Source organism: Streptomyces sp. NPDC055632 (assembly GCF_053618675.1).
Map to the genome: position 1 here is coordinate 18,304 of NZ_JBSHHY010000021.1, position 24,487 is coordinate 42,790.

A 24,487-nucleotide genomic window follows, 5' to 3' on the forward strand; every position below is an offset into this window, starting at 1 on the left:
ATGGCGTACGACGTCGAGAAGCCGGACGAGCAGTGGCGTGCGGAGCTGAGCCCGGCGGAGTACCAGGTGCTGCGCCAGGCGGGCACCGAGCCCGCCTTCCGCGGTGAGTACACCGACACCACCACCAAGGGCGTCTACTCCTGCCGGGCGTGCGGCGCGGAGCTGTTCACCTCGAACGAGAAGTTCTCGTCGCACTGCGGCTGGCCGTCCTTCTACGACCCGAAGGACTCCGACGCGGTCGAGCTGATCGAGGACCGCTCCCACGGCATGGTCCGCACCGAGGTCCGCTGCTCCCGCTGCGGCTCCCACCTGGGCCACGTCTTCGAGGGCGAGGGCTACCCGACCCCGACGGACCAGCGGTACTGCATCAACTCGATCTCGCTGCGGCTGGAGCCGGCGGAGGGCTGAGCCCGGCACCGGCGGAGGGGCCCGCCGCGAGGCCGGACAAGAGAAGCGGCGGCAAGGACAGGATTCGAACCTGCGTCCACCCGGAGATCGAGCCGGGCGCTCCTCCACAGAGCTTCCTCGCCGCCGCCCCGATCATCCGTCCGGACGGACGATCGGGGCAAACGATTAACGCCACCGCGACCGGCCCGGCCACCGCTGCCGGTCCGATCGTCGCGACCACCCCCGGTCGGCCCGTCACAGCCATTCGGCCGCCGCGGCCCGCTGGCCCTTGCCCGAGAAGACCCCGGCCGACCGCAGGGCGCTCGCCATCAGCGGGTCGGCGACGGCCACGCCGTGGACGAGTTCCGGTGTACGGCGGAACGGGGCGGGCTCCGCCACCGGCCGGGGCGCCGTCCAGCCGCCCGCCACCGGATCCACGCCGTACCGCGCGCAGACCGTCTCGACCAGCGAGCGCGGGCACTCCTCCTCGCCCCGGAGGACCTGCCAGGGCCGCGGCAGATCCGCCCACACGTACGTGTCGGGGTGCAGGCCCCCGCCGCTCCTGCGGTGCCAGTACGCCACGTCCGCCGCCATCAGCCGCGGCACCTTCCCCGGGCACACCCGCTCCAGGACCTCCTCCTGCCCCAGCTCCGTCATCAGGGCGAACCAGTGGGCCCGCGCGGTGCTCCAGGCCTGGGCCGCCTGGTTCCACGTCGAGGAGTCGTGCCCCGGGCGCACGACCATGCTCGCGGGCTCGATGGAGGACGAGCGGTTCCACGCGTCTTCGAGGAGTTCGGCCACCTCGCGCAGGAAACGGTTCCAGCGGACCAGGAGCCGGACGAGCTCGTCGTCCGACAGGTGCCCGAGGACCTCGGGGACGGGGTGCACGTGCGCCACCGCGTACCAGTTCGTCCGCTCCTCCGCCGCCCGCAGCCGCTGGAACAGCGCGTCCGCCACCTCGTCGTACGGCCTGCGCTGCCGGCCGTTCGTGAAGACGCTGCGCATGTACCCGCGGGCCGTGAGGTAGGCGACGAAGGCGGCCGTGTCCGGATCGCCCGCGAACTCCTCGTACGACAGGGTGTGCGCGAGCGCGCCCTTGCCGGTGACGACGACCTCGCGACGGCGCTGCTCGTGGAGGAGCCGGGCCAGCTTGGCCTCCATCCGCCGCAGCAGCCGGAAGCGCTTGTTGTACTGCCGCTTGGACAGCTCGCCGATTCCGGCCTCGGCGCGCTCCGCCCGGTTCAGCCGGTCCATGCCGAAGTCGTTCTCCCCGTACTCCCGGCATATCTCCTCGCCGGCCCGCCGGATCACGGCCTCGATCCGGGCGGGATCGTCGCCGGCGTCCCCGGGGAGCGGGGGCAGCGAGGGGAAGAGGGCCGCGGCGCGGCCGAGTTGGCGCCGGGCGCCGACGGGACGGGCGAAGTCCTCCAGCATGGAGGTGTATCCGTGCCACACCCTGCTCAGCGCGTGCGCGGCGGCCTTCTCCAGAGCGTCCGCGGTCGCGGGATCGGGCGTGACCCGCCGGGCGGTGAACAGTTCCTGGACCAGATGGGCGATGTCCTCGGGGCGCTTGCGGAGCCGGAGCGAGGCGTGCAGATGACGCAACTGCTCCTCGGCGGGGTGCGACGGCATGCGGCTCACCCTGTCAGCAGCGCCGCGGCGGCTCCACCGAATAAGGGGGACCACGCTTCCGCCGCCGGGGCCTACCCGGCGTCGACGGGGACCTTCTCCGCGCCGATCCGCCGCATCCGCTCGGTGCCCCACCGGCCGAGGGAGGCCAGGGCGGCGTTGAGCGAGACGCCGTGCTCCGTCAGGGAGTACTCCACCTTCGGCGGCACCTCGGGGTACACCTCGCGGTGCACGAGTCCGTCCTCCTCCATCTCCCGCAGGTGCTGGACCAGCATCTTCTCGCTGACGCCCGGCAGGCCGCGCCGGAGCTCGGTGAAGCGGCGGACCCCGTGGTGGTCCAGCTCCCAGAGGATCAGCGACTTCCACTTGCCGGTGACCACGTCCATCGCCGCGTCGATCCCGCAGGAGTAGGGACCGCGCCGTGCCGATGCCGCCATCAGCCCTCCCTCGCGCCGTACTTACCTCGGGGTAAGTACCCCACTAATTAGTCCGTACTGGTCAACCCTACCGGCGGCGCAGAGGATCGAAGGCGAACGAGGAACACGAGAGGGAGCACCGAAGATGACCACCGACGGCAACGGCAACGGCAACGGCAACGGCAATGGCAATGGCAATGGCAGCGGCAGCGTCCGGGTGAGCGTGCTCGGCCTGGGAGCGATGGGCGGTGCGCTCGCGACCGCCCTGGTGAAGGCCGGACACACGACGACGGTCTGGAACCGGTCACCGGGGAAGGCCGACGGCCTCGTCGCCCTCGGCGCGCGGGCCGCCGACACGGCCGGCGACGCGGTCCGGGCCGCAGAGCTGGTGGTCGTCTGCCTCCTCGACCACGCGTCGGTCCACGAGGTGCTCGATCCGCTCTCCGGCGACCTGGCCGGGCGGGCCCTGGTCAACGTGACCACGACGTCCCCCGAGCAGTCGCGCGAGCTGGCCGCCTGGGCCGACCGGGCCGGAATCGCCTACCTGGACGGCGGGATCATGGCCGTGCCGCAGATGATCGGCGGGCCCGGCTCCTCGGTCCTCTACAGCGGATCGGCCGAGGTCTTCCAGCGGTACGAGGCGCTGCTCGACCTGTGGGGGACCGGCGACCACTTCGGTGAGGACGCCGGCCTCGCCTCCCTGTACGACCTCGCCCTGCTCGCGGGCATGTACGTCATGTTCGCCGGGTTCATGCAGGGCGCCGCCATGGTCGCGCCGGCCGGGGTGTCGGCGCGCGAGTTCGCCTCCAGGGCCGCGCCCTGGCTGACCGCGATGACCGGCACCTTCCAGGAGTACGCCGAGGTGATCGACGGCGGGGACTACACCGTGGAGGGACAGCAGAGCCTGGAGTTCTCCGACCTCGGCGACATCCTGGCGGCCGGCTCCGCCCAGGGCGTCGGCACCGATGCGGTCGCCATGGTCCAGGGACTGATCCGGCGTCAGATCGACGCGGGCCACGGGGCGGAGGGTTTCGCCCGCGTCTACGAGAGCCTCAGGCGACCGGACTAAAGCCTCGGGCGACCGGCCTGATCCGTACGCCCCGCGCAGTGCGGGCAGCGCTCGCGGCCGTCCCACGCGGACCAGCCGAAGTCGGCCGGGGCGAGGGCGGGGCCCTCCAGCTCGTCGCGGACGGCCTCGCGGTAGGCCCAGACGGCCTCCAGGTAGGGGTGGTAGACGTCGTGGAAGGCGGGGTCCGAGATCCCGGCGCCCCCGGCGACCGCCCTCCGCAGGGCACGCAGGTGCTCGAACATGGTCTGGCCCGCCCCCGTGACCCCGGCACTGCCGTCGAGGAAGAGGCGTTCGCGCACCTCGTAGACCCGGGCGTCCGTCAGCGCCGACCGGCTCGCCTCCTCCAGGCCGTCCCCTCCGGCGCCGTCCGCCCCGGCACCGAGCTGCGCCAGCCGGCGCAGCTCGGTGTGGGCCGCGCCCGCCGCCGCGATGAACTCCGTGTAGACGTCCCGGCGGCGCTCCTGAAGACCGCGCCGGTGCTCCTGCCCGGTGCGCAGGCGGTCGGCGAGGACCGTGCCCGCCATCGCGATCAGACCACCGCCCAGCGTGGCGACCAGCGTTCCCCACTCCATGCCGTGCCCCCCGTCGGCGTTCCGGAAGGGCGCCCCCGCGCCGCCTCCCTCCTCCAGATCATGCCCGAAGGACGATGCCCGCCGCGCACCTCCTGCGGGCCCGACCGTGCTGCTACCTTGAGCCGCTCGTATTCTCCTGGGGGGCTCGTGCGAACGACATCGACCGTTGTGACGGCCGCGCTGCTGTGCGTGGTGACGGGTGCCGCCCTGGCCGGCTGTTCGGACGACGCGGCCCCGCCGGAGCCCTCCGCCGGGGAGCTGCTCGACCGCGCGAACGACACGATGAACGCGCTCACCTCCGTGACCGTCGACTGGACCCACACCGGGAACGTCACCGGCGCCCGTCAGGACGGCCGCATGACGACCGACCTCAAGGACAGGTGCGCGTCCAGGGTGACCCGGACCAACAGCGGGACCTACGAAGAGATCCGGATCGGCGGCACGCTCTACGCCCGCGTCGACCGCGCCTCCCTCAAGGGTCCCGACAAGGAGGCGTCCGGCCCGAGGACGGTCAGGCCGGGGAAGCCGGATCTCTGGCTCAAGACCCCCGTCGACAACAAGAAGGCCGGGGGCGAATCGACCGCCTGCACCCGCGAGTTCGCCTCCTTCGGCACCGCCGTGAAGGGCGGACGGACCAAGGTCGGCGACACCCCCGCCGTCCCCCTGGTCGTGACCGACAAGGCGGACGAGGGCGGCACCTACACCTTCTACGTCGCCACCGAGGGCGAGCCGTACATCCTCAAGGTCGACTACGAGGGCCCCGTGTACCGGACCACCACCACGTTCAGCGCCTTCGACCGCCCGCTGGACGTGCGGCACCCGGCCGACGCCGACGTGCTGGTCGCGGGCCCGGCCGACGACTGAGGACGGACCCCGCTCAGTGGACGGACAGACCGCCGTCCACGAAGAGGGAGTGCCCCGTGACGTACGCGGAGGCCGCGCTCGCCAGGAAGACGGCCGCGCCCGCGAAGTCCCCCGCGAGCCCGTTGCGGCCGATCATCGTGCGGGCCGCCAGCGCGGCGACCTTCTCGGGGTCGGAGGAGAGCCGCTCGTTCAGCGGGGTCATCACGAAACCGGGCACGAGCGTGTTCGCCGTGACCCCGTACGGGGACCACGCCTCCGCCTGCGAACGGGCCAGCGACTCCAGACCGCCCTTCGACACCCCGTACGCCCCGCTCTGCACGAACGCGCGGTGCGCCTGCTGCGAGGTCACGTGGATGATCCGCCCGAAGCCGCGCTCGGCCATCCCGGGCCCGAACCGCTGACCCAGCAGGAAGGGGGCCTCCAGGTTCACGGTCATCGTCGTGTCCCAGACGTCCTCGCCCAGCTCGCCCAGCGGCGGGCGGAGGTTGACCCCCGCCGAGTTCACCAGGATGTCCGGCTCCCCGAACACGCCCGCCGCCTCCTCGGCCCCGGACCTGATCCCCTCCCGGGTGCTCAGGTCCGCGCTCACCCAGGCGGCCCGGCAGCCGTCGGCCGTCAGCTCGTCCACGGTCGCGACGAGCTCGGCCTCCTTGCGCGCGAGCACCACGACCTTCGCCCCGGCGCGGGCCAGCGCCCCGGCGATGGCCCGGCCGATACCGGAACTGCCTCCCGTGACGAGGGCGGTGCGCCCGTCGAGAGAGAAGAGGCCGGAGAGGTAGTCGGCCGGGTTCGTGCTCATGGTGACGTCCTTCAGCTCAGCCGGGTCAGGAACGCGGTCCAGGCGGCGGGGGAGAGCGCGAGCTGCGGACCGGTGACGTTCTTGGAGTCGCGGACGTGGACGGTGGAGGGGCAGGAGGCGACCTCGACGCAGTCGTCGCCGCTTCCGCTGCTGTAGCTGGACTTGTTCCAGGACAGAGCGACTTCGATGCAGTTGTCGCCGCTGCCGCTGCTGTAGCTGCTCTTGAACCAGGCCAGTTCTGTGGTGCTCATAGTGCTCCTCGGATCTCCCGCAGCAGGCTCACGGAGTCCTCCACGGACAGAGCCTGTGCCCGCATCCTGGCATACCGCTGTTGGAGGATGCTGACCACTTTGGGGTCCGAGATCATGTGGCCGGTCTCCTGGCCTTCGGAGTAGGCGTGCCACGCGTTCTCCGGGGTCTCCAGGAGGCACAAGGGGCCGCCGAGACCTGCGTGGTACCCACGTGACTGCGGCATGACCTGGATGTCGATGTTGCGCCGCTCGCAGAGTTCGAGAATGTGGTCGATCTGCTCGCGCATGGCTTCCGGGGCACACACCTGGCGGCGCAGCGCGTGCTCTTCGATGATGAAGCTGTAGATCGTGTGCGGACGCTCCGTCAGGATCTTCGTCCGTTCCATGCGGGCGACGAGGTGGGTCTCGATCTGGTCGTCACCCATCGCCGGGATCTGCTCCTCGAAGAGCGTCCGGGCGTACGCGGGTGTCTGGAGCAGACCGGGGACGAACCGGCTCTCGAAGGTGTACAGCGTCACCGCCAGGGCCTCCAGCTCCGCCCACTTCTCGAACCACCGCGCCAGTCCCGCCTTGCGCGTCAGGTGCTTGGCCGCCGCCCGGACGACCCCGAACGCGTCCAGCACCTCCTCCGAGCGGTCCACGAACGTCTTCGACGGCAGGCGCCGCCCCTGCTCGATCGAGGCGGCCATCGGCACCGAGTACCCCACCATCGGCGCGAACTGCTCCTGCGTGAGGCCCGCCCGTTTGCGCAGGACCTTGAGAACTTCCCCGAAGGCCTTCAGACTCTCCGACACCTCCGGTTCGCTCCCCTTGGGAGCCCTGATCCCGCCGTCCGTCGCGTCATCCGGAAACCCGCCCGTCACCCGGCCACCTCCCGCACCCGTGCACTCGTACTGAACGCACCCATGCTCACGGCTAGTGACCAATACAGTCCAGAGTGTGAACCCGTACGCTGTCGCAGCGTACGGGTTTCTGAGCTGGCAACCCTCCCCGCGCGACGCCACATTGGCCCCATGACCTCCCCCGTGACCCGCGAAGTGCCCGTCACCGTACGTGTGTTCGCGCAGCGCTTCAGCTCGACGCCGCGCGGCGCCCGGCTCGCCCGCCGGCTCGCCGTGCTCCAGCTCGACCGCTGGGGCGTCCCGTACGGCTCCGAGACCTCCGAGACCGCCGCGCTGCTCGTCGCCGAACTCGCCGCCAACGCCGTCACCCACGGCCGGGTGCCCGGGCGCGACTGCGAGCTGACGCTCTCGTACACGCCCGGGCAACGGCTCCGGGTCGAGGTGTCCGACACCCGGGGCGAGCTGCGGCCCGCCCCCGTCGCGCGGGGATCGCTCGACGAGGGCGGGCGCGGCTTACTGCTGGTCGAGGCGCTGGCCTCGCGGTGGGCCGTGCTCGACCGCGTACCGGTCGGGAAGACCGTACGGGCCGAGCTGGACCTCAGCCCCGGGCCGGCTCGTACCCCGCCGGACGGGTCGTGAAGGTGCCCCGGCCCTGGGTGCGGCCGCGCAGGCGGGACGCGTAGCCGAACAGCTCGGCCAGCGGCACCGTCGCCGCCACCACCGCCGTACCGCCCCGGGTCGTCTGGTCCGTGACCCGGCCCCGGCGGGCCGCGAGGTCGCCGAGGACCGCGCCGACGGACTCCGCCGGGACGGTGACGGTCACCTCGGCCACCGGCTCCAGGAGGGTCATCGTGCTCGCCCGGAGCGCCTCGCGGAGCGCGAAGCGGCCCGCCGTGCGGAACGCCATCTCCGAGGAGTCCTTCGGATGCGTGGCGCCGTCCGCGAGCGTGACCCGGACGCCCGTCACCGGGTGGCCGCCGATCGGGCCCTCCAGGAGGGCGTCCCGGCAGCCGGCCTCGACCGCACGGACGTACTCCTGCGGGACGCGACCGCCCGTGACGGTGGACCGGAACGCGAACTCCTCCTCTCCCTCCAGCGGTTCGACGTCGATGACGACGTGGGCGAACTGGCCCGCGCCGCCGTCCTGTTTGACGTGGCGGTAGAGCAAGCCGGTGACGCCCTTCGCCACCGTCTCGCGGTACGCCACCTGCGGGCGCCCGACCGTCACCTCAAGTCCCCGGTCGCGGCGCAGCTTCTCCACCGCGACCTCCAGGTGCAGTTCGCCCAGGCCGGACAGGACGGTCTGGCCCGTCTCCGGGTCGGACCGGACGACGAGCGACGGGTCCTCCTCCGACAGGCGGGCGAGGGCCGTCGCGAGCCGGCCGGTGTCCGTGGCGCGGCGGGCCTCGACGGCGACCGAGACCACCGGGTCGGCCGTCGTGGGCGGTTCGAGGACGACCGGGGCGGCCGGGTCGCACAGGGTCGACCCGGCGCGGGCGGACTTCGGGCCGACGACGGCGACGATGTCACCGGCGCGCGCCGACCCGACCTCCGTCGCCCGGTCCGCCTGCACGCGCAGGATGCGGGCGATCCGCTCGGTGCGTCCGCCGACGGCGTCCAGCACGGTGTCCCCCTTCCCGATCGTGCCCGCGTAGACGCGGACGTAGGTCAAGCGGCCGGTGGCCGTGGCGTTCACCTTGAAGGCGAGCGCGGTGAACGGCGCCTCCGGGTCCGCCGGGACCTCGCCGCGCACGGGCGGCATGTCCGACGGGGCCGGGAGGTACGCGACGACGGCGTCGAGCAGGGGCTCGATGCCCCGGTTGCGGTAGGCCGAGCCGCACAGCACGACCACGGCCTCCCCGGCGAGGGTGAGGTCGCGGAGCGCGCCCCGCAGGGTCTCCTCGGCCAGCTCCTCGCGGGCGAGGAACTCCTCGAAGGCGCCCGTGTGCAGCTCCGCCACGGCCTCCTCCAGGCGTCGTCTGCGGTGCCGGGCCTCGTCGAGGAGGTCGTCGGGGACGGCCCGCTCGGTGTACGCGTCGGCGCCGTCGGCCCACACGTACGCCCGCATCCGGAGCAGGTCCACGACGCCGGTGAAGCCGTCCTCGCGCCCGATCGGCAGCTGCACGGGGAGCGGTACGGTGCCGAGCCGGTCGCGGAGGGACTCCACGGCGGCGTCGAGGTCCGCGCCCGCCCGGTCCAGCTTGTTGACGAACGCGAGGCGCGGGACGCCGTGCCGGTCGGCCTGCCGCCACACCGTCTCGCTCTGCGGCTCGACGCCCGCGACGGCGTCGAAGACCGCCACCGCGCCGTCGAGGACGCGCAGCGAGCGCTCGACCTCGTCGGAGAAGTCGACGTGGCCGGGCGTGTCGATCAGGTTGATCCGGTGGCCGGCCCAGTCGCAGCTGACGGCCGCCGCGAAGATCGTGATGCCCCGGTCCCGCTCCTGCGGGTCGAAGTCGGTCACGGTGGTGCCGTCGTGGACCTCGCCCCGCTTGTGGACGGCCCCGGTCAGGTACAGGACCCGCTCGGTGACGGTGGTCTTGCCGGCGTCGACGTGGGCCAGGATGCCGAGGTTGCGGACGGCGGTGATCTCAGGGGTGCGCACGGTCTCGTGCCTTTCGCTGCTGCGGTGGTGGAACGGGCAGCGCGATTCCCGGACGACGGGCGCCTACCGGATGCGGAAGGCGTACGGGGTCGTCACGGGCGGCGATGGCGGGCGCGCAGCCGCCACCGCTCGGCCGAGGAGGCGAGGATCACGTCGTACCGGGCACGGGAGGAGGACACGGCGACGGCGGCGTGGCTGCGCACGGTCTTCTCCCCTCGGACGGACGTCTGGCGGCGCCACCGAACGGTGCGCCGGGACGTGAGTGTAGGGAGCAGGGCGTACGGTGCGACAGCGGTTTTCCGCACCGGGGAGCAGACGCGCCGCGAGTGCCGGAAAGGGCAACGGACAAGCCGGTCAAGCGAGTCGGCTGTTTCCTGACCGCCTCGCAGGTTCCCTCCGGCGCTCAACGGTGCTCCCGCGATGCGCGGGTGGGGGCGACGAGACCGCGGGGGAGGAACGGCTTCCACGGGAGTCGCGGCTGAGCCACCGCCCGAACCGAGGAATACTGGCCGCCCATGGATGAGGTCGAAGTCGTCGTCGCCCATTCCGAGCGCGCGACCCTGCGCGTCGGCGACGTGTTCCTGAAGGTGGACGCCGATCAGGCGCGTCTCGACGCCGAGGTCGAGGCGATGTCCCACGCCCCGGTCCCGACCCCGGAGGTCCTGTGGCGCAAGCCGTCCGTGCTCGCGATCGCCGCGCTCCCGGGGGCGACGCTCGGGCGCCTCGGCGGGCCGTCGACCGGGTCGCCGGCGGCGTGGGCCGCGGCGGGCGCCACCATCCGCAGGCTGCACGACGCGCCGCCGCCGCCCCGCTCCGGCCGGGCCGGCCGGAGCAGCGTCGTGCTGGCGGCGGAACTCGACGCCGAGTGCGAGCTGCTCGTGGCGAACGGCCTCCTGCCCGCCGACCTGGTCACCCGCAACCGCCGGGTCGCCGAGGCCGCGCTTCGGCCGTGGACTCCGGCGTTCACGCACGGCGACCTGCAGATCGCGCACGTCTTCGTCGACGGCGACGAGGTGACGGGCATCATCGACTGGTCCGAGGCGGGCCGGGGCGATGCCCTGTACGACCTCGCCACCTTCACGCTCGGACACGAGGAGCACCTCGACGACGTCCTCGCCGGCTACGGCACCGACGTCGACCTCGACGCGATCCGCGCGTGGTGGTCCTTGCGCAGCCTGCTGGCGGTCCGCTGGCTGGTCGAGCACGGCTTCGACCCCTTCGCGCCGGGCTGCGAGGTCGACGTACTGAGGTCCCGGATGTGAGGCCGAACGGGCCTACGCGGCCGCGTCCGCCGGCTGGAGGAGGTCCCAGCGGTTGCCGTACAGGTCCTCGAAGACGGCGACCGAGCCGTACGGCTCGTGGCGCGGCTCCTCCAGGAACTTCACGCCGGCCGCCGTCATGCGGGCGTGGTCGCGGGCGAAGTCCTCGGTGTGCAGGAAGAAGCCGACCCGGCCGCCGGTCTGGTTGCCGACCGAGGCCTCCTCGGCGTCGTTCTTGGCGCGGGCGAGGAGCAGGCCCGCGTTCCCGAGGCCGCCGACCCCGGCCGCGCCGGGCGGACGGACGACGACCCAGCGGGTGCCGCCGCCCCGGTCGGTGTCCTCGACGAGGTCGAACCCGAGGGCGTCGGTGTAGAAGGCGATGGCCTCGTCGTAGTCACGGACGACGAGGGTGACGAGTGCGATGGACGGCATGGGTCCAAAAGTAATACGTGTGGATCTACCCGCGTCAACCGGAGCGGGCGCTGTGAGAATTCTCGACACGGACACGCAACAATCCGCGCGTCCGGCGGGCCGGGCGGCGTCAGCCCGGGCGGCCGTCGGTCTTCGGGTCCGGGTCGACGCCGGTGAACGCGGAGTCGTCCTTCGTACCGCTGGGGCGCCCGGACCGGCCCTTGGCGCCGGTGTCGCGCATGCCCTTCTCCGGCGTGCGGCCCTTCTTCTCGCCGCGCCCGGTGTCGCTGCGGACGGTGTCGCCGGGGACGCCCTTCCGCTCCTCCTCCGACACCTTGCGCCCCCGGCCGCGCGCGGGCGCGTGCTCTTCGGCGTGGAAGGAGCGCTCGGCGCTGGGGTTGTCCTGCTGCCGGGTCTCGTCCACGTCGGGGGACCACCCGTGGTGCCCGGATCCGCCGCGATCGGGGTTCCCGTGCGACGGCTTCCTCGACTTCGGATTCCCGGCCATGGCAGACCTGCCCGTCCGTCGGTCGGGCGCACTTCTGCGCACCCGTCGGTACCTCCCGATTCTCCCACCGGGACCCGGCCGCGTCGCATCGGCGGCGACGGACGGCGGACCCCCGCGCACCGGCCCGTGCGGGCCAAGTGGCCGGAAAGAGGTGCCGAAAGGGTGAGGCGGGAGACGTGGCGCCACCGGCCCCCCTCCGGTGGGCCGGACGATCTGCGTGGCCGCGCGCCGCCCCGCACCCGGGGGCGACGGCTTCCCGCACACCCCGGAAGGGCCGCCATGCGCATCCTGCTCGTCGCCAGCAGCTACAACAGCCTCACCCAGCGGGTCCGGGCCGAGCTGCGGGACCGCGGCCACTCCGTCCCCGTGGAGGTCACGCCCGACGGGGCCGCCGTGCGGGACGCCGTCGGACGGCACGCCCCCGACCTGGTCGTCGCCCCCCTCCTCAGGGCCGTCGTGCCCCGGGACGTGTGGTCGCGCCTGCCCTGCCTGATCGTGCACCCGGGGCCGGTCGGCGACCGCGGCCCGTCCTCCCTGGACTGGGCGATCCACGAGGGCGCGGCCGAGTGGGGCGTCACCGTCCTCCAGGCCGACGAGGAGATGGACGCGGGCGACGTGTGGGCGACCGCCGCCTTCCGCGTCCCGGAGACCGGCAAGAGCGACCTGTACCGCAACGAGCTGTCCGACGCGGCCGCGGCCGCCGTCCACCTCGCGGTCGAGCGGTTCGCCGCCGGGGCCGCGCCGCGCCCGCAGACGGGACCGGCCCGCGCCCGGCCCGCCTTCCGCCAGGAGCGGCGCCGGATCTCGTGGGCCGAGGACGGCACGGAGACGGTCCTGCGCGCCCTGCGGGCCGCCGACTCGCAGCCCGGCGTCCGCGACGAGCTGCTCGGGGCCGAGTGGTTCCTGCACGGCGGCCACGCGGAGGACGGCCTGCGCGGCCGCCCCGGCGACCTCCTCGCCACCCGGAACGGCGCGGTCTGCCGGGCCACGGCGGACGGCGCCGTCTGGATCCCCGAGCTGCGGGCCCGTACCGGCGCGGGCGAGCGGCGCGCCTGCAAGCTGCCCGCCGTCCTCGCCCTGGCCGGCCTGCTGCCGGACCTCCCCGAACTGCCCGCGCCCGTCCACGCGCCCCCGGCGGGCCGCACCTGGTCCGACATCCGCTACCGGGAGCGGGGACCCGTCGGGGTGCTGTCGTTCTCCTTCCCCGGCGGGGCGATGGGCACCGACCACTGCCGCCGGCTGCTCAAGGCGTACGAGACCGCCCTCGGGCGCCCCACCTCCGTCCTGGTGCTCGGCGGGCAGCGCGACTTCTTCTCCAACGGCATCCACCTCCACGTCATCGAGGCCGCGGCCGACCCGGCCGCCGAGTCCTGGGCCAACATCAACGCCATGAACGACCTGGTCGAGGCGGTCCTCACCACGACCGACCGGCTCGTCGTCGCCGCGGTCGGCGGCAACGCCGCCGCCGGCGGGGTGATGCTCGCCCTCGCCGCCGACGAGGTCTGGTGCCGGTCGGGCTCCGTCCTCAACCCCCACTACCGGCGCATGGGCCTGTACGGGTCGGAGTACTGGACCCACACCCTGCCCCGCCGGGTGGGCCCGGACCTGGCCGAGCGCCTCGTCCGGGACGCCCGGCCCGTCTCCGCGACCGCCGCGCACGGCATGGGGCTCGTCGACCGGGTCGTCGCGTGCGGACCGGAGGAGTTCCCCGCCGAGATCACCCGGTTGGCCCTGCGCCGGGCGACCGGTCCCGGACTCGCGTCCCGCGTGGCGGAGAAGAAGGCGGAACACGAGCGCCGGGAGTCCCGGACCCCCCTCGCCGCCCACCGCGAGCAGGAACTCTCCCGCATGCGGGCGATCTTCGACGATCCCGCCGCGCCCTACCACGCCCTGCGCCGGGCGTTCGTCCGCAAGGAGGAGCCGTCCGCGGGATCCCCGGACGGCCCGGGTGCGCGGCGGGCCGCCCGGGCCCACCGTGGACCCGTACACGGGGCCCGAGAGACGGCCTCCGCCGCACCCTCCCCAGGAGGCGACGCATGAACACGAGCACGCAGGCCCCGGCCGAGGGCCAGGACGCCGCTCCCGGCAGCGACGAGAAGCCGATCCACATCCTCTGGATCAACGCGGGCCTGAGCTGCGACGGCGACTCGGTGGCCCTCACCGCCGCCATGCAGCCCAGCATCGAGGAGATCGCCCTGTCGGCGCTGCCCGGACTGCCGAAGATCGCGGTCCACTGGCCCCTGATCGACTTCGAGTGCGGTCCGGTCGGCGGCAGCGACACGTTCATCGAGTGGTTCTTCAAGGGGGAGCGGGGCGAGATCGACCCGTTCGTGCTGGTCGTCGAGGGCTCGATCCCGAACGAGGACATCAAGCAGGAGGGGTACTGGTCCGGGTTCGGCGACAACCCGGAGACCGGCCAGCCCATCACCACCAGCGAGTGGCTCGACCGGCTGGCGCCCAAGGCGCTCGCGGTGGTCGCGATCGGCACCTGCGCCACCTACGGCGGCATCCACGCCATGGCCGGCAACCCGACGGGCGCGATGGGCGTGCCCGACTACCTCGGATGGGACTGGAAGTCCCACGCCGGCATCCCGATCGTCTGCGTGCCCGGCTGCCCCATCCAGCCGGACAACTTCGCGGAGACCCTCACCTACCTGCTCTACCAGGCCGTCGGCTCCGCGCCGATGATCCCGTTGGACGACAAGCTCCGCCCGTCCTGGCTGTTCGGCGCGACGGTGCACGAGGGGTGCGACCGCGGGGGCTACTACGAGCAGGGCCAGTTCGCCACGACGTACGACTCGCCCAAGTGCCTGGTCAAACTGGGCTGCTGGGGGCCGGTCGTCAAGTGCAACGTCCCCAAGCGCGGCTGGATGAACGGCGTCGGCGGCTGCCCCAACGTCGGCGGCATCTGCATCGCCTGCACTATGCCCGGATTCCCGGACAAGTTCATGCCGTTCATGGACGAACCGCCCGGAGGCAAGGTCTCCAGCACCGCCAGCGGCGTGTACGGCTCCGTGATCCGCCGGCTGCGGACGATCACCACCAGGACGGTGGACAAGGAGCCGAAGTGGCGGCACACCGGCGACAGCATCACCACCGGCTACCGCCCGCCGTGGTGACCCGGGGCCCCGTTCACCGGGGCCCCTTCCCCACCCACCGCTCGTGAAGACGAAGCACCCCCGACAGGCAACCGACGAAGGGCACCGTACCGACCATGGCATCTCCGGCGAAGACGACGGGTGACGGCAGCGGTCTCGTGGAGATGGCCTGGGACCCCATCACCCGGATCGTGGGCAGTCTCGGCATCCACACCAAGATCGATTTCAAGCAGAAGCGCGTCGCCGAGTGCTACAGCACGTCCTCGGTCTTCCGCGGCTACAGCGTCTTCATGCGCGGCAAGGACCCGCGCGACGCGCACTTCATCACCAGCCGCATCTGCGGCATCTGCGGCGACAACCACGCCACCTGTTCCGTGTACGCGCAGAACATGGCGTACGGCGTGAAGCCCCCGCACCTGGGCGAGTGGATCATCAACCTCGGCGAGTCCGCCGAGTACATGTTCGACCACAACATCTTCCAGGAGAACCTGGTCGGCGTCGACTACTGCGAGAAGATGGTCCGCGAGACCAACCCCGGCGTCCTCGAACTCGCCGAGCGCACCGAGGCCCCGCACGCCGCCGAGCACGGCTACCGCACGATCGCCGACATCATGCGGTCCCTCAACCCCCTCGAAGGCGATTTCTACCGCGAGGCGCTGCAGGTCAGCCGCTACACCCGGGAGATGTTCTGCCTGATGGAGGGGCGCCACGTCCACCCCTCCACGCTCTACCCCGGCGGCGTCGGCACGATCGCGTCCGTGCAGCTCTTCACCGACTACATGAGCCGCCTCATGCGCTACGTGGAGTTCATGAAGCGCGTCGTCCCGCTCCACGACGACCTCTTCGACTTCTTCTACGAGGCGCTGCCGGGCTACGAGGAGGTCGGCCGCCGCCGCGTCCTGCTCGGCTGCTGGGGCGCCCTCAACGACCCCGAGCACTGCGACTTCACCTACGCCAACATGTCCGACTGGGGCCGGCGGATGTTCGTCACCCCCGGCGTCGTCGTCGACGGCAAGCTCGTCACCAACGACCTCACCGAGATCAACCTCGGCATCCGCATCCTGCTCGGCAGCTCGTACTACGAGGACTGGCAGGGACAGGAGCAGTTCGTCACCCACGACCCGCTCGGCAACCCGGTCGACCCGCGCCACCCGTGGAACCAGCACACCATCCCCGCCCCGCAGAAGCGGAACTTCGACGACAAGTACAGCTGGGTGATGTCCCCCCGGTGGTTCGACGGCACGGACCACCTCGCCCTCGACACCGGCGGCGGCCCCCTCGCCCGCCTGTGGTCCACCGCCCTCTCCGGCCTCGTCGACATCGGCTACGTCAAGGCCACGGGACACAGCGTCGTCATCAACCTGCCCCGCACCCTGACCAAGCCGGAGACCACCTTCGAGTGGAAGATCCCGCAGTGGAGCAACGCCCTGGAGCGCAACCGCGCCCGCACCTACTTCCAGGCGTACGCGGCGGCCGTCGCCCTGCACTGCGCCGAGAAGGGCCTGGAGGAGGTCCGCGCCGGACGCACCCAGACCTGGGAGAAGTTCGAGGTGCCGGACGAGTCCATCGGCGTCGGTTTCACCGAGGCCGTCCGGGGCGTCCTCTCGCACCACATGGTCATCCGGGACGGCAAGATCGCCAACTACCACCCGTACCCGCCCACGCCGTGGAACGCCTCCACCCGGGACACGTTCGGCACCCCCGGCCCCTACGAGGACGCCGTGCAGAACACCCCGATCTTCGAGGAGAACACGCCCGAGAACTTCAAGGGCATCGACATCATGCGCGCCGTGCGCAGCTTCGACCCCTGCCTGCCGTGCGGCGTCCACATGTACACGGGCAACGGGCGGACCGTGAAGTCGATGCACGTGCCCACCGGCCTGAGCGGCCTGGGCGGATGAGCGCCGCCGACACCGAGCGGGCCGCCCGGACGAGCGCCGTCGGCGCCGAGCGGGCCGCCCGGACGAGCGCCGTCAGCGCCGAGCAGGCCGGCCGGCGGGTCGAGGAGGTGCTCGACCGGCTCGCGGAGAAGGGCGACGCCGACGCCCGCGATGCGGCCGAGGACGTCGTACGCGTCCTCATGGAGTTCTACGGCAGCGGCCTCGCCCGCCTCGTCGACCTCCTCGGGCGCCCCGGCGCCCGGCCGCCCGCCGACCCGTGGGGCGCGCTGCTCGCGGACGACCTCGTCGCGAGCCTGCTCAACCTGCACGGACTCCACCCGGAAGACCTGCCCACCCGGATCGAACGCGCCCTGGCCGGTCTGCCGCAGCCCGTCGAGCAGGCCGGCTTCGACCCGGACGGCGGGGTGCTGCGGCTGCGGACCACCGGCTCGTCCGGCTGCGGCTGCGGCGGTACGCGCGAGTCCGTCCGGCAGGCGGCGGCCGACGCCCTCGCGTGCTTCGCCCCCGAGGTGACGCACGTCGAGGTGGAACCTGCCGGGGCGCGCGAGCCCGCGCTGCTCCAGATCGGCTCCGGCCCGCCGCACACCGGCGCGGGCCGCCCCAGCCCCGCCGATGCCCGGTGACCGGGCTCCCGGCCCGCGCGGCGGGCGCCGCCCCGCGGGCCACCGGCCTCCCGGGAAGCGCCCCGCCGCCCACCGCCCTCCCGGGGAGCGCCCCGCGGCCCACCGCCCTCCCGGGGAGCGCCCCGCGGCCCACCGGGCTGCGCCGGTTCACCACCCCGAGGCCGCCCCGGGAGGAGCGGTGCGAACTGTGCGGGGCACGGCTCACCGGAGAGCGCCACCGGCACCTGGCCGACACCGACCGGCGGGCCCTGGCCTGCGCCTGCGACCCGTGCGCCCAGCTCATGGACCACGGCGGCGGCACGCGCGGCCGCTTCCGGACGGTGCCCGGCCGCTTCCTGAGCGACCCGGACCACCGCGTCGACGACCGGACGTGGGAGTCGCTGCGGATCCCCGTCTCGGTCGCGTACCTCTTCCACAACTCCGCCCTCGACCGGGCCGTCGCGTTCTACCCGAGCCCCGCCGGCGCCACCGAGAGCGAACTGGAGGAGCCCGCCTGGCGGACCGTGCTCGACGCCACGCGGCTCGCGCCCCTGCTCGAACCCGACGTGGAGGCCCTGCTGCTGCGCCGCCACGAGGGCCGCACCGAGTGCTTCCTCGTACCGGTCGACCTCTGTTACGAACTGGTGGGCCGCATGCGGCTGCACTGGCAGGGCTTCGACGGGGGCGCCGAGGCGCGCGCCGACCTCGACGCCCTCTTCGCCCACGTACGGGAGCGGGCGCGCGAGGTTCCGGAAGCCCACGCGGGCGAGGCCCCGGGAGGCCGGTCGTGACGGAGTTCTCCTTCGCCTGCACCGACGTCCGCGCCGACGCCTACGCGGCGGGGCCGACGCTCGTCTTCCGGCTGCGGATCACCGCGACCCCGGGCACCCGGGTGCACGCCCTGGCGCTGCGCTGCCAGATGCGGATCGAACCCGCCCGGCGCGGCTACGACGACGCCGAGGCCGAGGCCCTGGGCGACCTGTTCGGGGAACGCTCCCGGTGGGGCACCACCCTCAACCCGGTGCAGTTCGCCCAGGTCTCCACCATGGTCCCCGGCTTCACCGACGCGATCGAGACCGACCTCGTCGTGCCCTGCACCTACGACACCGACATCGCCGCGTCCCGCTACCTCCGGTCGCTGGCCGGCGGCGAGGTGCCGCTCCTCCTGCTGTTCTCCGGCACCGCCTTCACGGGGGCCGGCGGCTTCCACGTCGAGCCCGTGCCCTGGGACAAGGAGGTCGTCCACCGGATGCCCGTCAAGGTCTGGCACGAGATGATCGACCAGCACTTCCCGGGCTGCGGCTGGATCCGGCTCCCCTCCGACGCCATGGACGCCCTGCTCGCCTACCGCTCGCGCCGGGCCCTCCCGTCCTGGCAGGCCACCGTCGAGACCCTGCTCGCGGAGGCGGGGGAGAGGACACGATGACCACCGCAGTCTTCACGCCCGGCACCGAGGCCAGGCTCGCCGTCGCCCGGGAGGTCGCCGACACCGTCCTCTTCGAGGGGTACGTGCTCTACCCGTACCGGGCGTCGGCCGCCAAGAACCGGTTCCGCTGGCAGTTCGGGGTCCTCGTGCCGCCGTCCTGGGGCGACGCCTCCGGGGAACACCGCCTCCAGCGCACCGAATGCCTGATGGAGCCCAGGCCCGGCGCCGAACTCGCCCTGGAACTGCGCTTCCTGCACGTCCAGCGGCGGACCGTCGAGGAGCGCGCACCGGACGGCACCTTCGCACCGGTCGGTGAACTGCGCCTGGCGGACAAGGTCCTGGCGACGTGGGACGAGGGCGTCGAGGAGACCGTCACCCTCGTCCTGCCCGTCACGGACCTCGACGGGGACGGAGCCGTCCTGCCCTTCACCCGGCCCGCCGCCGAGGAGACCGAACCGGTCACGGGGGCCGACGGGCGGGTCGTCGGACGCCTCGTGCGGCGCCGGGAGGAGCTGAGCGGCACCCTCCGGGTCTCGACGACCCCGCTCGACGGCCCGTACCGGGTCGAACGCCTGACCGTCACGGTGGAGAACACCGGCGACTGGCAGGCCCCTCCGGGAGCCGACCGGCACGCCGCGCTGCCGTACTCCCTGGTCGCGGCCCACACCCTGCTCCGCCTCGACACCGGGTCGTTCCTGTCGATGACCGACCCGCCGGAGTGGGCCCGGGGCGCCGTCGCCGCCTGCGAGAACCTGCGCACCTGGCCCGTCCTGGCCGGCGAACCCGGCAGCGCCGACCTGGTGCTCTCCTCGCCGATCATCCTCGACGACCACCCCGCCATCGCCCCCGAGAGCCCGGGGGCCCTCTACGACGCCACCGAGATCGACGAGATCCTCACCCTGCGCACCCTGGCCCTCACCGACGAGGAGAAGCGCGAGGCCAGGGGGACCGACGCACGCGCCGCCGCCGTGATCGAGCTGGCCGACACCATGCCGCCGGAGGTCCTGGAGCGCCTGCACGGGGCGGTCCGGGGCCTGCGGGAGGTCACCGGGGAGGGGAGGTCCCCGACCGCCGACCTCCTCTCGCCGGACACCCCGTGGTGGGACCCGGCCGGCGACCCGACCGTCGACCCGGCCCGGGACCACGTCCTCGTCGACGGGCGGCCGGTGCGCGCCGGAGGCAGGGTGCTCCTGCGCCCGCGGCTGCGCCGCACCGACGCCCAGGACCTGTTCCTCGACGGCCGCAGCGCGCTGGTCGAAGCGGTGCTGCACGACGTCGACGGCGGCGTGCACATCGCCGTCACCGTCGAGGACGACCCGGGCGCCGACATCCGCCGCGAACAGGGCCGGTTCCTCTACTTCCAGCCCGACGAGGTCGACGTCCTGGAGGAAGGGTGATCCCCCTCGTACCCGGCGCCCCCCGGACCCTCGTGGCCGGGGTCGGCAACATCTTCCTCGGGGACGACGGCTTCGGCGTCGAGACCGTGCGCGCGCTCCCCCGGGAGGACCTGCCCCCCTCCGTCGAGGTCGCCGACGTCGGGATCCGCGGGGTCCACCTCGCCTACCAGCTCCTCGACGGCTGGGACACCCTCGTCCTCGTCGACGTCACCGCGCGCGGCGGCGAACCGGGGACGCTGTACCTGATCGACGCCTCGGAGCCCGCCGGACGCGACACCGCCCCGCAGGCCCCGCCGCTCGACGGCCACCGGATGACGCCCGACGCCGTCCTCGCCCTGCTCGACACCCTGTGCGCGGGCACGGGCGCCGCGCCGCCGCGCCGGATCCTGCTCGTCGGCTGCGAACCGGACTGTCTGGACGAGGGCATCGGACTCAGTCCACGGGTCGCCGCCGCGGTCCCCGGGGCCGTCCGCATGGTGACCGACCTGGTCCGCGAAGAAGCCGCCACGGAAGAAGCAGCGGTCGAAGAAGCCGCCGCGCGGGAGACCGTCGCGCGAGAAGCCGTCGCGCGGGAGACCGTCGCGGAAGAAGCCACCGTACGAAGCACCACACGGAGAGCACCATGAAGAAGAACGCCCTCGGCGTCGTCGCCGCCGTCACCGCCGCCCTGACCGTCGTGGCCGTCCTCAGGGGCGTCCTCCCCGACGTCCGGCGCTACCTCCGCATCAGCCGGATGTGACCACCGGCCGGACGCGACCCCGCGCCGCCCGGCTGCACCGAACGGACGACACCGCCGCCCGGTCACGGCGCGCCGGGCGGCGGCCCACCGCCCGCCCGTCCTGTAATGACGGCCGGAACACACCCCGGCCCAGGACGGAGAGCCGTGCACGAGATGTCCGTCGCCATGGCCGTCGTCGACCAGGTCGAGACGGCCGCGCGGTCCCGGGGGGCCACCGGCGTCACCAGCGTCCGCCTCGACGTGGGCGAGCTGGCGGGCGTCGTCGCCGACTCCCTCGCCTTCTGCTTCGAGCTCGTCTGCGCCGGAACCGTCGTCGAGGGCGCCGAACTGATCACCCGCACCGTCCCGGGCACGGCCCGCTGCGAGTCCTGCGCCGAGGTCTGGGACGTCGGCATGCCGCCCCGGCTGCTCTGCCCCGGCTGCGGCGGGGCCGCCGTCGAACTCGTCTCCGGACGCGAGCTGCGGATCCGGGAGGTCCGCTGGGCCGAAGGACCGGACCCCGTCCCCCTCACCGAGGAGAACCGAACATGTGCCGAGTAGTCGACCTCCAGCGGGCGGTCCTGGCCAGGAACGACGCCGCGGCGGAGATCCTGCGCGCCGAACTGACCGCCCGCGGCACCACGGTCGTCAACCTGCTCTCCAGCCCCGGCAGCGGCAAGACCGCCCTCCTGGAGCACGAGCTGCGGCTGGCCGTCGAGCGGGGCGTCAGCGCCGCCGCGCTCACCGCCGACCTCGCCACCGAGAACGACGCCGAACGCCTGGCCCGGGCGGGCGTCCCCGTCAAGCAGGTGCACACCGACGGCCTGTGCCACCTGGAGGCCGACATGGTCGCCCGGCACCTGCACGACTGGCTGTCCGAGCACACCCGGCTGCTGTTCGTGGAGAACGTCGGCAACCTCGTCTGCCCCGCCGGCTACGACCTCGGCGAAACCCTCCGGGTCGTCCTCGCCTCGGTCACCGAGGGCGAGGACAAGCCCCTGAAGTACCCCACCGCCTTCGGCCTCGCCCAGCTGGTGATCGTCACCAAGACCGACATGGCCGAGGCGGCGCGGTTCGACGAGGCGGCCTTCCGCCGGAACGTGCAGCAGGTCAACCCCGGCGTCGAGGTCGTCCTCACGTCGGTGCGCGACGGCCGGGGAGCCGGTGTGCTCCTCGACCGCGCCCTGGCCGCGACCGGGGGCGACCCGGTCCACACCCCGGTGATGGCCCGGGCCGGCGCGTGACCGCGGAGCCACCCGGTCACGCCCCCGCCACCGCGACGGCCACCGCCCCCGCCCCCGCCCCCGCGCGCAGCCGCGTGCTCGTCAGGGGCGTGGTGCAGGGCGTGGGCTTCCGGCCCCACGTCCACGCCCTCGCCACCGCGCTGCGGCTCTCCGGCCACGTCACCAACACGGCGGACGGCGTCGTGGCCGAGGTCGAGGGCGCCCCCGCCGACGTGGCGGCCTTCTGCGTCCGGGTCGCCTCCGAGGCGCCGCCCCTGGCCCGGGTGGAGTCCGTCGAGGCGGCCGAGGTGGCCGCGAGCGGCGGCAGCGGCTTCGCCATCGTGCCCTCCCGCCGGGGCGGCGGCGCCCGCACCCTCGTCCCGCCCGACACGGCGACCTGCGACGACTGCCTCGCGGAACTCGCCGACCCCGCCGACCGGCGGCACCTGCACCCCTTCGTCACCTGCACCCACTGCGGCCCCCGCTTCACCATCGTCACCGGCCTGCCCTACGACCGCGACCACACCACCATGGCCGGCTTCCCGATGTGCCCGGACTGCGCCCGGGAGTACGAGGACCCCACCGACCGGCGGTTCCACGCCCAGCCCGTCGCCTGCCCGGCGTGCGGCCCCCGGCTGCGCCTGGTCACCGCACCGGGCGGACCGCACCTGCCCGGCGCGGACGCGGACGCGGGCGCGGGTACGGACGCGGGCGCGGCTACGGGGGTCACGGGCACCGACCCCGTGGCCGCCGCCCGCCGGCTCCTCGCCGCCGGCGCGATCCTCGCGGTCAAGGGCCTCGGCGGGTACCACCTGGCCTGCGACGCCACGAACCCCGCGGCGGTCGCCGAACTGCGCCGCCGCAAGGCGCGCGGCGACAAGCCGTTCGCGCTGATGGCGGCGGACCCCGCCGACGTCGAACCCCTGGTCCGCCTCGGCCCCGAGGAGCGCGCGCTCCTCACCGGCCGCGTCCGGCCGGTCGTCCTCCTGCGGCGCCGCGAGGACGCCAGGCCGCGCCCCGGGGCCGCCCCGGCACCGGAGGTGGCCCCCGGCAGCCCGGACCTCGGCGTCATGCTCCCGTACACCCCGGTGCACCACCTGCTGCTCGGGCTCGGCGCCGCCGACCCGCACGCGCTCCGGCTCCTGGTCATGACCAGCGGCAACCTCTCGGGCGAGCCCATCGTCACCGACGACGCGGACGCCCTGACCCGGCTCGCGGGCCTGGCGGACGCCTGGCTGCTGCACGACCGCCCGATCCACGTGCCCTGCGACGACTCCGTCGTCCGGATCTGCGACGGCGAACCGCTCGTGCTGCGCCGCTCCCGGGGCCACGCCCCCCTGCCCCTCACCCTGCCCGTCGAGGTCGCCCCCGCCCTCGCGGTCGGCGGGGACCTGAAGAACGCCTTCTGTCTCGGCGAGGGCCGCAAGGCCTGGCTGTCCGCCCACATCGGCGACATGGACGACCTCGCGACGCAACTGGCCCTCACCTCCGCCGAGCGGCAGCTGGAGTCCGTCACGGGCGTACGGCCCGGCCTGCTCGCGGCGGACCGTCACCCCGGCTACCGGTCCACGGCCTGGGCCGTCCGGCACGCGGCGGGGCGCCCGGTCGTCCCCGTGCAGCACCACCACGCGCACATCGCCGCCGCCATGGCCGAGAACGGTCTCGACGGGAGCAGTCCCGTCCTCGGGGTCGCCTTCGACGGCACGGGCCACGGCTCGGACGGCGCCGTGTGGGGCGGCGAGTTCCTCCTCGCGGACTACGCCGGGTTCTCACGGTTCGCGCACCTGGCCTACGTACCCCTGCCCGGTGGCGACGCGGCCGTACGGCGGCCGTACCGCATGGCCCTGGCCCACCTGCACGCCGCCGGCCTTCCGGCGGACCCGGACCTTCCGTGCGTGCGCGCCTGCCCGCCCGGCGAACTGCGCGTGCTGCGCAAGCAGTTGGCGAGCGGACTGAACTGCGTTCCCACGTCCAGCATGGGCCGTCTCTTCGACGCCGTCGCCTCCCTCGCGGGGGTCCGTCACCACGCCGGGTACGAGGCGCAGGCCGCGATCGAGCTGGAGGCCGCGGCGCTCCGCGCCCCGGAGGCGCCGGACGACGGGCGCTACGCCTTCCCGCTGCGCGCGCCGCGCACCGGTGGCCCGCGCACCGCCGACCCCGCGCCGCTGCTCGCCGCGGTCGCCGACGACGTACGGAACGGCGTTCCCGCGGCCGTCGTCGCGGCCCGGTTCCACCGTGCCGCGGCGCACCTGGTGCACGCGGTCTGCGCCGCCGCGCGCGACGAACTCGGCGTGGAGACGGTCGCGCTGACCGGGGGAGTGTTCGCCAACACCCTGCTCTCCTCGGCCTGCGCCCGCGTGCTGACGGGGGACGGCTTCACCGTCCTGCGCCACCGGCTGGTCCCGCCGAACGACGGAGGGCTGGCCCTCGGCCAGCTCGTCGTGGCCGCCCGCGTCACCTCGGGGGCGGTCCCCGGCGCGGGACCACGACAGCGACAGTGAGGAGAGGCA

Annotated in this window: 26 protein-coding genes and 1 tRNA gene; 17 read left to right on the forward strand and 10 right to left on the reverse strand. The window is 73.7% G+C overall.

The window, feature by feature from the left end; translation table 11 throughout:
• Positions 1-408 carry a peptide-methionine (R)-S-oxide reductase MsrB gene (msrB, locus tag ACWGSR_RS24540; protein ID WP_453569008.1) on the forward strand — a complete coding sequence of 136 codons (408 nt, stop codon included), beginning with the start codon at positions 1-3 and terminating at the stop codon, positions 406-408.
• 49 nt (positions 409-457) lie between these two features.
• On the opposite strand, the gene ACWGSR_RS24545 is transcribed toward msrB, so the two are convergent.
• The 3 genes from ACWGSR_RS24545 to ACWGSR_RS24555 form a co-directional block, all read right to left on the reverse strand.
• Positions 458-530: transfer RNA gene (locus ACWGSR_RS24545), tRNA-Ser, on the reverse strand.
• A gap of 112 nt (positions 531-642) precedes the next feature.
• The gene (locus ACWGSR_RS24550; protein ID WP_376231995.1) at positions 643-2,019 is read right to left on the reverse strand and encodes a hypothetical protein; all 1,377 of its coding nucleotides are present in this window, start codon (positions 2,017-2,019) and stop codon (positions 643-645) included.
• A 71-nt stretch (positions 2,020-2,090) separates the two neighbouring features.
• Positions 2,091-2,453 (reverse strand): winged helix-turn-helix transcriptional regulator, encoded by a 363-nt coding sequence (locus ACWGSR_RS24555; protein WP_376231993.1) that lies wholly within the window; start codon positions 2,451-2,453, stop codon positions 2,091-2,093.
• Positions 2,454-2,577: 124 nt separating this feature from the next.
• On the opposite strand from ACWGSR_RS24555, the gene ACWGSR_RS24560 reads away from it, so the two are divergent.
• Positions 2,578-3,501 (forward strand): NAD(P)-dependent oxidoreductase, encoded by a 924-nt coding sequence (locus tag ACWGSR_RS24560; protein ID WP_453569011.1) that lies wholly within the window; start codon positions 2,578-2,580, stop codon positions 3,499-3,501.
• Here ACWGSR_RS24560 and ACWGSR_RS24565 read toward each other — a convergent pair.
• The gene (locus tag ACWGSR_RS24565; protein ID WP_453569013.1) at positions 3,498-4,073 is read right to left on the reverse strand and encodes a CchlQ; all 576 of its coding nucleotides are present in this window, start codon (positions 4,071-4,073) and stop codon (positions 3,498-3,500) included. The genes ACWGSR_RS24560 and ACWGSR_RS24565 overlap by 4 nt on opposite strands.
• A 147-nt stretch (positions 4,074-4,220) precedes the next feature.
• On the opposite strand from ACWGSR_RS24565, the gene ACWGSR_RS24570 reads away from it, so the two are divergent.
• The gene (locus tag ACWGSR_RS24570) at positions 4,221-4,937 is read left to right on the forward strand and encodes a hypothetical protein (protein WP_453569015.1); all 717 of its coding nucleotides are present in this window, start codon (positions 4,221-4,223) and stop codon (positions 4,935-4,937) included.
• A 13-nt stretch (positions 4,938-4,950) separates the two neighbouring features.
• Here ACWGSR_RS24570 and ACWGSR_RS24575 read toward each other — a convergent pair whose 3' ends face one another.
• The 3 genes from ACWGSR_RS24575 to ACWGSR_RS24585 are packed head-to-tail and all read right to left on the reverse strand — an operon-like array spanning position 4,951 to position 6,781.
• Positions 4,951-5,736 carry an SDR family NAD(P)-dependent oxidoreductase gene (locus ACWGSR_RS24575; protein ID WP_376231989.1) on the reverse strand — a complete coding sequence of 262 codons (786 nt, stop codon included), beginning with the start codon at positions 5,734-5,736 and terminating at the stop codon, positions 4,951-4,953.
• Between the two features lie 11 nt (positions 5,737-5,747).
• Positions 5,748-5,987, reverse strand: coding sequence for a DUF397 domain-containing protein (locus ACWGSR_RS24580; protein WP_453569017.1), 240 nt, complete (start codon positions 5,985-5,987; stop codon positions 5,748-5,750).
• Positions 5,984-6,781: a helix-turn-helix domain-containing protein gene (locus tag ACWGSR_RS24585; protein ID WP_453569019.1), complete on the reverse strand. Its 798-nt coding sequence runs from the start codon at positions 6,779-6,781 to the stop codon at positions 5,984-5,986. Before ACWGSR_RS24585 ends, ACWGSR_RS24580 begins: the two co-directional genes overlap by 4 nt.
• Positions 6,782-7,000: 219 nt before the next feature.
• Here ACWGSR_RS24585 and ACWGSR_RS24590 point away from each other — a divergent pair, with 219 nt between their 5' ends.
• Complete coding sequence (locus ACWGSR_RS24590) at positions 7,001-7,468, forward strand: ATP-binding protein (RefSeq protein ID WP_453569021.1); 468 nt, start codon at positions 7,001-7,003, stop codon at positions 7,466-7,468.
• Here the strand turns inward: ACWGSR_RS24590 and fusA are convergent.
• Entirely contained in the window at positions 7,428-9,434 is a 2,007-nt protein-coding gene (gene fusA, locus ACWGSR_RS24595) for an elongation factor G (RefSeq protein ID WP_453569023.1), read from the reverse strand. The two genes, ACWGSR_RS24590 and fusA, sit on opposite strands and share 41 nt — an antisense overlap.
• 515 nt (positions 9,435-9,949) lie before the next feature.
• Here fusA and ACWGSR_RS24600 point away from each other — a divergent pair.
• On the forward strand, positions 9,950-10,696 hold the full coding sequence (locus ACWGSR_RS24600; RefSeq protein WP_453569025.1) for a phosphotransferase family protein: 747 nt from the start codon (positions 9,950-9,952) through the stop codon (positions 10,694-10,696).
• A 12-nt stretch (positions 10,697-10,708) separates the two neighbouring features.
• On the opposite strand, the gene ACWGSR_RS24605 is transcribed toward ACWGSR_RS24600, so the two are convergent.
• Together ACWGSR_RS24605 and ACWGSR_RS24610 are read right to left on the reverse strand one after the other, a co-directional pair.
• Positions 10,709-11,125 (reverse strand): VOC family protein, encoded by a 417-nt coding sequence (locus ACWGSR_RS24605; protein ID WP_376231982.1) that lies wholly within the window; start codon positions 11,123-11,125, stop codon positions 10,709-10,711.
• Positions 11,126-11,234: 109 nt separating this feature from the next.
• Positions 11,235-11,528: a hypothetical protein gene (locus ACWGSR_RS24610; RefSeq protein WP_376231981.1), complete on the reverse strand. Its 294-nt coding sequence runs from the start codon at positions 11,526-11,528 to the stop codon at positions 11,235-11,237.
• A 363-nt stretch (positions 11,529-11,891) separates the two neighbouring features.
• Between ACWGSR_RS24610 and ACWGSR_RS24615 the strand changes: the two genes are divergently transcribed.
• The 12 genes from ACWGSR_RS24615 to hypF all read left to right on the forward strand — a co-directional run bounded on the left by ACWGSR_RS24615 (position 11,892) and on the right by hypF (position 24,478).
• Positions 11,892-13,652, forward strand: a complete 1,761-nt coding sequence (locus ACWGSR_RS24615; protein ID WP_453569028.1) for an enoyl-CoA hydratase-related protein — start codon at positions 11,892-11,894, stop codon at positions 13,650-13,652.
• Positions 13,649-14,731, forward strand: coding sequence for an NADH-quinone oxidoreductase subunit B family protein (locus tag ACWGSR_RS24620; protein WP_376231978.1), 1,083 nt, complete (start codon positions 13,649-13,651; stop codon positions 14,729-14,731). The genes ACWGSR_RS24615 and ACWGSR_RS24620 overlap by 4 nt, the downstream gene beginning before the upstream one ends.
• A gap of 95 nt (positions 14,732-14,826) precedes the next feature.
• Positions 14,827-16,611, forward strand: a complete 1,785-nt coding sequence (locus ACWGSR_RS24625; protein ID WP_376231977.1) for a nickel-dependent hydrogenase large subunit — start codon at positions 14,827-14,829, stop codon at positions 16,609-16,611.
• On the forward strand, positions 16,608-17,234 hold the full coding sequence (locus ACWGSR_RS24630; RefSeq protein ID WP_453569031.1) for a hypothetical protein: 627 nt from the start codon (positions 16,608-16,610) through the stop codon (positions 17,232-17,234). Before ACWGSR_RS24625 ends, ACWGSR_RS24630 begins: the two co-directional genes overlap by 4 nt.
• Positions 17,235-17,371: 137 nt before the next feature.
• On the forward strand, positions 17,372-18,004 hold the full coding sequence (locus ACWGSR_RS24635; RefSeq protein ID WP_453569141.1) for a DUF5947 family protein: 633 nt from the start codon (positions 17,372-17,374) through the stop codon (positions 18,002-18,004).
• The gene (locus ACWGSR_RS24640; protein ID WP_376231974.1) at positions 18,001-18,639 is read left to right on the forward strand and encodes a DUF6084 family protein; all 639 of its coding nucleotides are present in this window, start codon (positions 18,001-18,003) and stop codon (positions 18,637-18,639) included. The genes ACWGSR_RS24635 and ACWGSR_RS24640 overlap by 4 nt, the downstream gene beginning before the upstream one ends.
• A complete protein-coding gene (locus ACWGSR_RS24645) occupies positions 18,636-20,036 on the forward strand; it encodes a hypothetical protein (RefSeq protein WP_453569033.1) in 1,401 nt (466 codons plus the stop codon). The genes ACWGSR_RS24640 and ACWGSR_RS24645 overlap by 4 nt, the downstream gene beginning before the upstream one ends.
• Positions 20,033-20,662, forward strand: coding sequence for a hydrogenase maturation protease (locus tag ACWGSR_RS24650; protein ID WP_453569035.1), 630 nt, complete (start codon positions 20,033-20,035; stop codon positions 20,660-20,662). The genes ACWGSR_RS24645 and ACWGSR_RS24650 overlap by 4 nt, the downstream gene beginning before the upstream one ends.
• The gene (locus ACWGSR_RS24655; RefSeq protein WP_376231969.1) at positions 20,659-20,775 is read left to right on the forward strand and encodes a DUF6893 family small protein; all 117 of its coding nucleotides are present in this window, start codon (positions 20,659-20,661) and stop codon (positions 20,773-20,775) included. Before ACWGSR_RS24650 ends, ACWGSR_RS24655 begins: the two co-directional genes overlap by 4 nt.
• A gap of 144 nt (positions 20,776-20,919) precedes the next feature.
• On the forward strand, positions 20,920-21,315 hold the full coding sequence (hypA, locus tag ACWGSR_RS24660; RefSeq protein WP_453569037.1) for a hydrogenase maturation nickel metallochaperone HypA: 396 nt from the start codon (positions 20,920-20,922) through the stop codon (positions 21,313-21,315).
• On the forward strand, positions 21,303-21,998 hold the full coding sequence (gene hypB, locus ACWGSR_RS24665) for a hydrogenase nickel incorporation protein HypB (RefSeq protein WP_376231966.1): 696 nt from the start codon (positions 21,303-21,305) through the stop codon (positions 21,996-21,998). Before hypA ends, hypB begins: the two co-directional genes overlap by 13 nt.
• A complete protein-coding gene (gene hypF / locus ACWGSR_RS24670; protein ID WP_453569039.1) occupies positions 21,995-24,478 on the forward strand; it encodes a carbamoyltransferase HypF in 2,484 nt (827 codons plus the stop codon). Before hypB ends, hypF begins: the two co-directional genes overlap by 4 nt.
• Positions 24,479-24,487 lie beyond the last annotated feature (9 nt).

Bases quoted from the DNA above. Each gene is read 5' to 3' on its own strand.
- msrB (WP_453569008.1), top strand. From the start codon at position 1: ATGGCGTACGACGTCGAGAAGCCGGACGAGCAGTGGCGTGCGGAGCTG.
- ACWGSR_RS24550 (WP_376231995.1), bottom strand. From the start codon at position 2,019: ATGCCGTCGCACCCCGCCGAGGAGCAGTTGCGTCATCTGCACGCCTCG.
- ACWGSR_RS24555 (WP_376231993.1), bottom strand. From the start codon at position 2,453: ATGGCGGCATCGGCACGGCGCGGTCCCTACTCCTGCGGGATCGACGCG.
- ACWGSR_RS24560 (WP_453569011.1), top strand. From the start codon at position 2,578: ATGACCACCGACGGCAACGGCAACGGCAACGGCAACGGCAATGGCAAT.
- ACWGSR_RS24565 (WP_453569013.1), bottom strand. From the start codon at position 4,073: ATGGAGTGGGGAACGCTGGTCGCCACGCTGGGCGGTGGTCTGATCGCG.
- ACWGSR_RS24575 (WP_376231989.1), bottom strand. From the start codon at position 5,736: ATGAGCACGAACCCGGCCGACTACCTCTCCGGCCTCTTCTCTCTCGAC.
- ACWGSR_RS24580 (WP_453569017.1), bottom strand. From the start codon at position 5,987: ATGAGCACCACAGAACTGGCCTGGTTCAAGAGCAGCTACAGCAGCGGC.
- ACWGSR_RS24590 (WP_453569021.1), top strand. From the start codon at position 7,001: ATGACCTCCCCCGTGACCCGCGAAGTGCCCGTCACCGTACGTGTGTTC.
- ACWGSR_RS24600 (WP_453569025.1), top strand. From the start codon at position 9,950: ATGGATGAGGTCGAAGTCGTCGTCGCCCATTCCGAGCGCGCGACCCTG.
- ACWGSR_RS24605 (WP_376231982.1), bottom strand. From the start codon at position 11,125: ATGCCGTCCATCGCACTCGTCACCCTCGTCGTCCGTGACTACGACGAG.
- ACWGSR_RS24615 (WP_453569028.1), top strand. From the start codon at position 11,892: ATGCGCATCCTGCTCGTCGCCAGCAGCTACAACAGCCTCACCCAGCGG.
- ACWGSR_RS24620 (WP_376231978.1), top strand. From the start codon at position 13,649: ATGAACACGAGCACGCAGGCCCCGGCCGAGGGCCAGGACGCCGCTCCC.
- ACWGSR_RS24625 (WP_376231977.1), top strand. From the start codon at position 14,827: ATGGCATCTCCGGCGAAGACGACGGGTGACGGCAGCGGTCTCGTGGAG.
- ACWGSR_RS24630 (WP_453569031.1), top strand. From the start codon at position 16,608: ATGAGCGCCGCCGACACCGAGCGGGCCGCCCGGACGAGCGCCGTCGGC.
- ACWGSR_RS24645 (WP_453569033.1), top strand. From the start codon at position 18,636: ATGACCACCGCAGTCTTCACGCCCGGCACCGAGGCCAGGCTCGCCGTC.
- ACWGSR_RS24655 (WP_376231969.1), top strand. From the start codon at position 20,659: ATGAAGAAGAACGCCCTCGGCGTCGTCGCCGCCGTCACCGCCGCCCTG.
- hypB (WP_376231966.1), top strand. From the start codon at position 21,303: ATGTGCCGAGTAGTCGACCTCCAGCGGGCGGTCCTGGCCAGGAACGAC.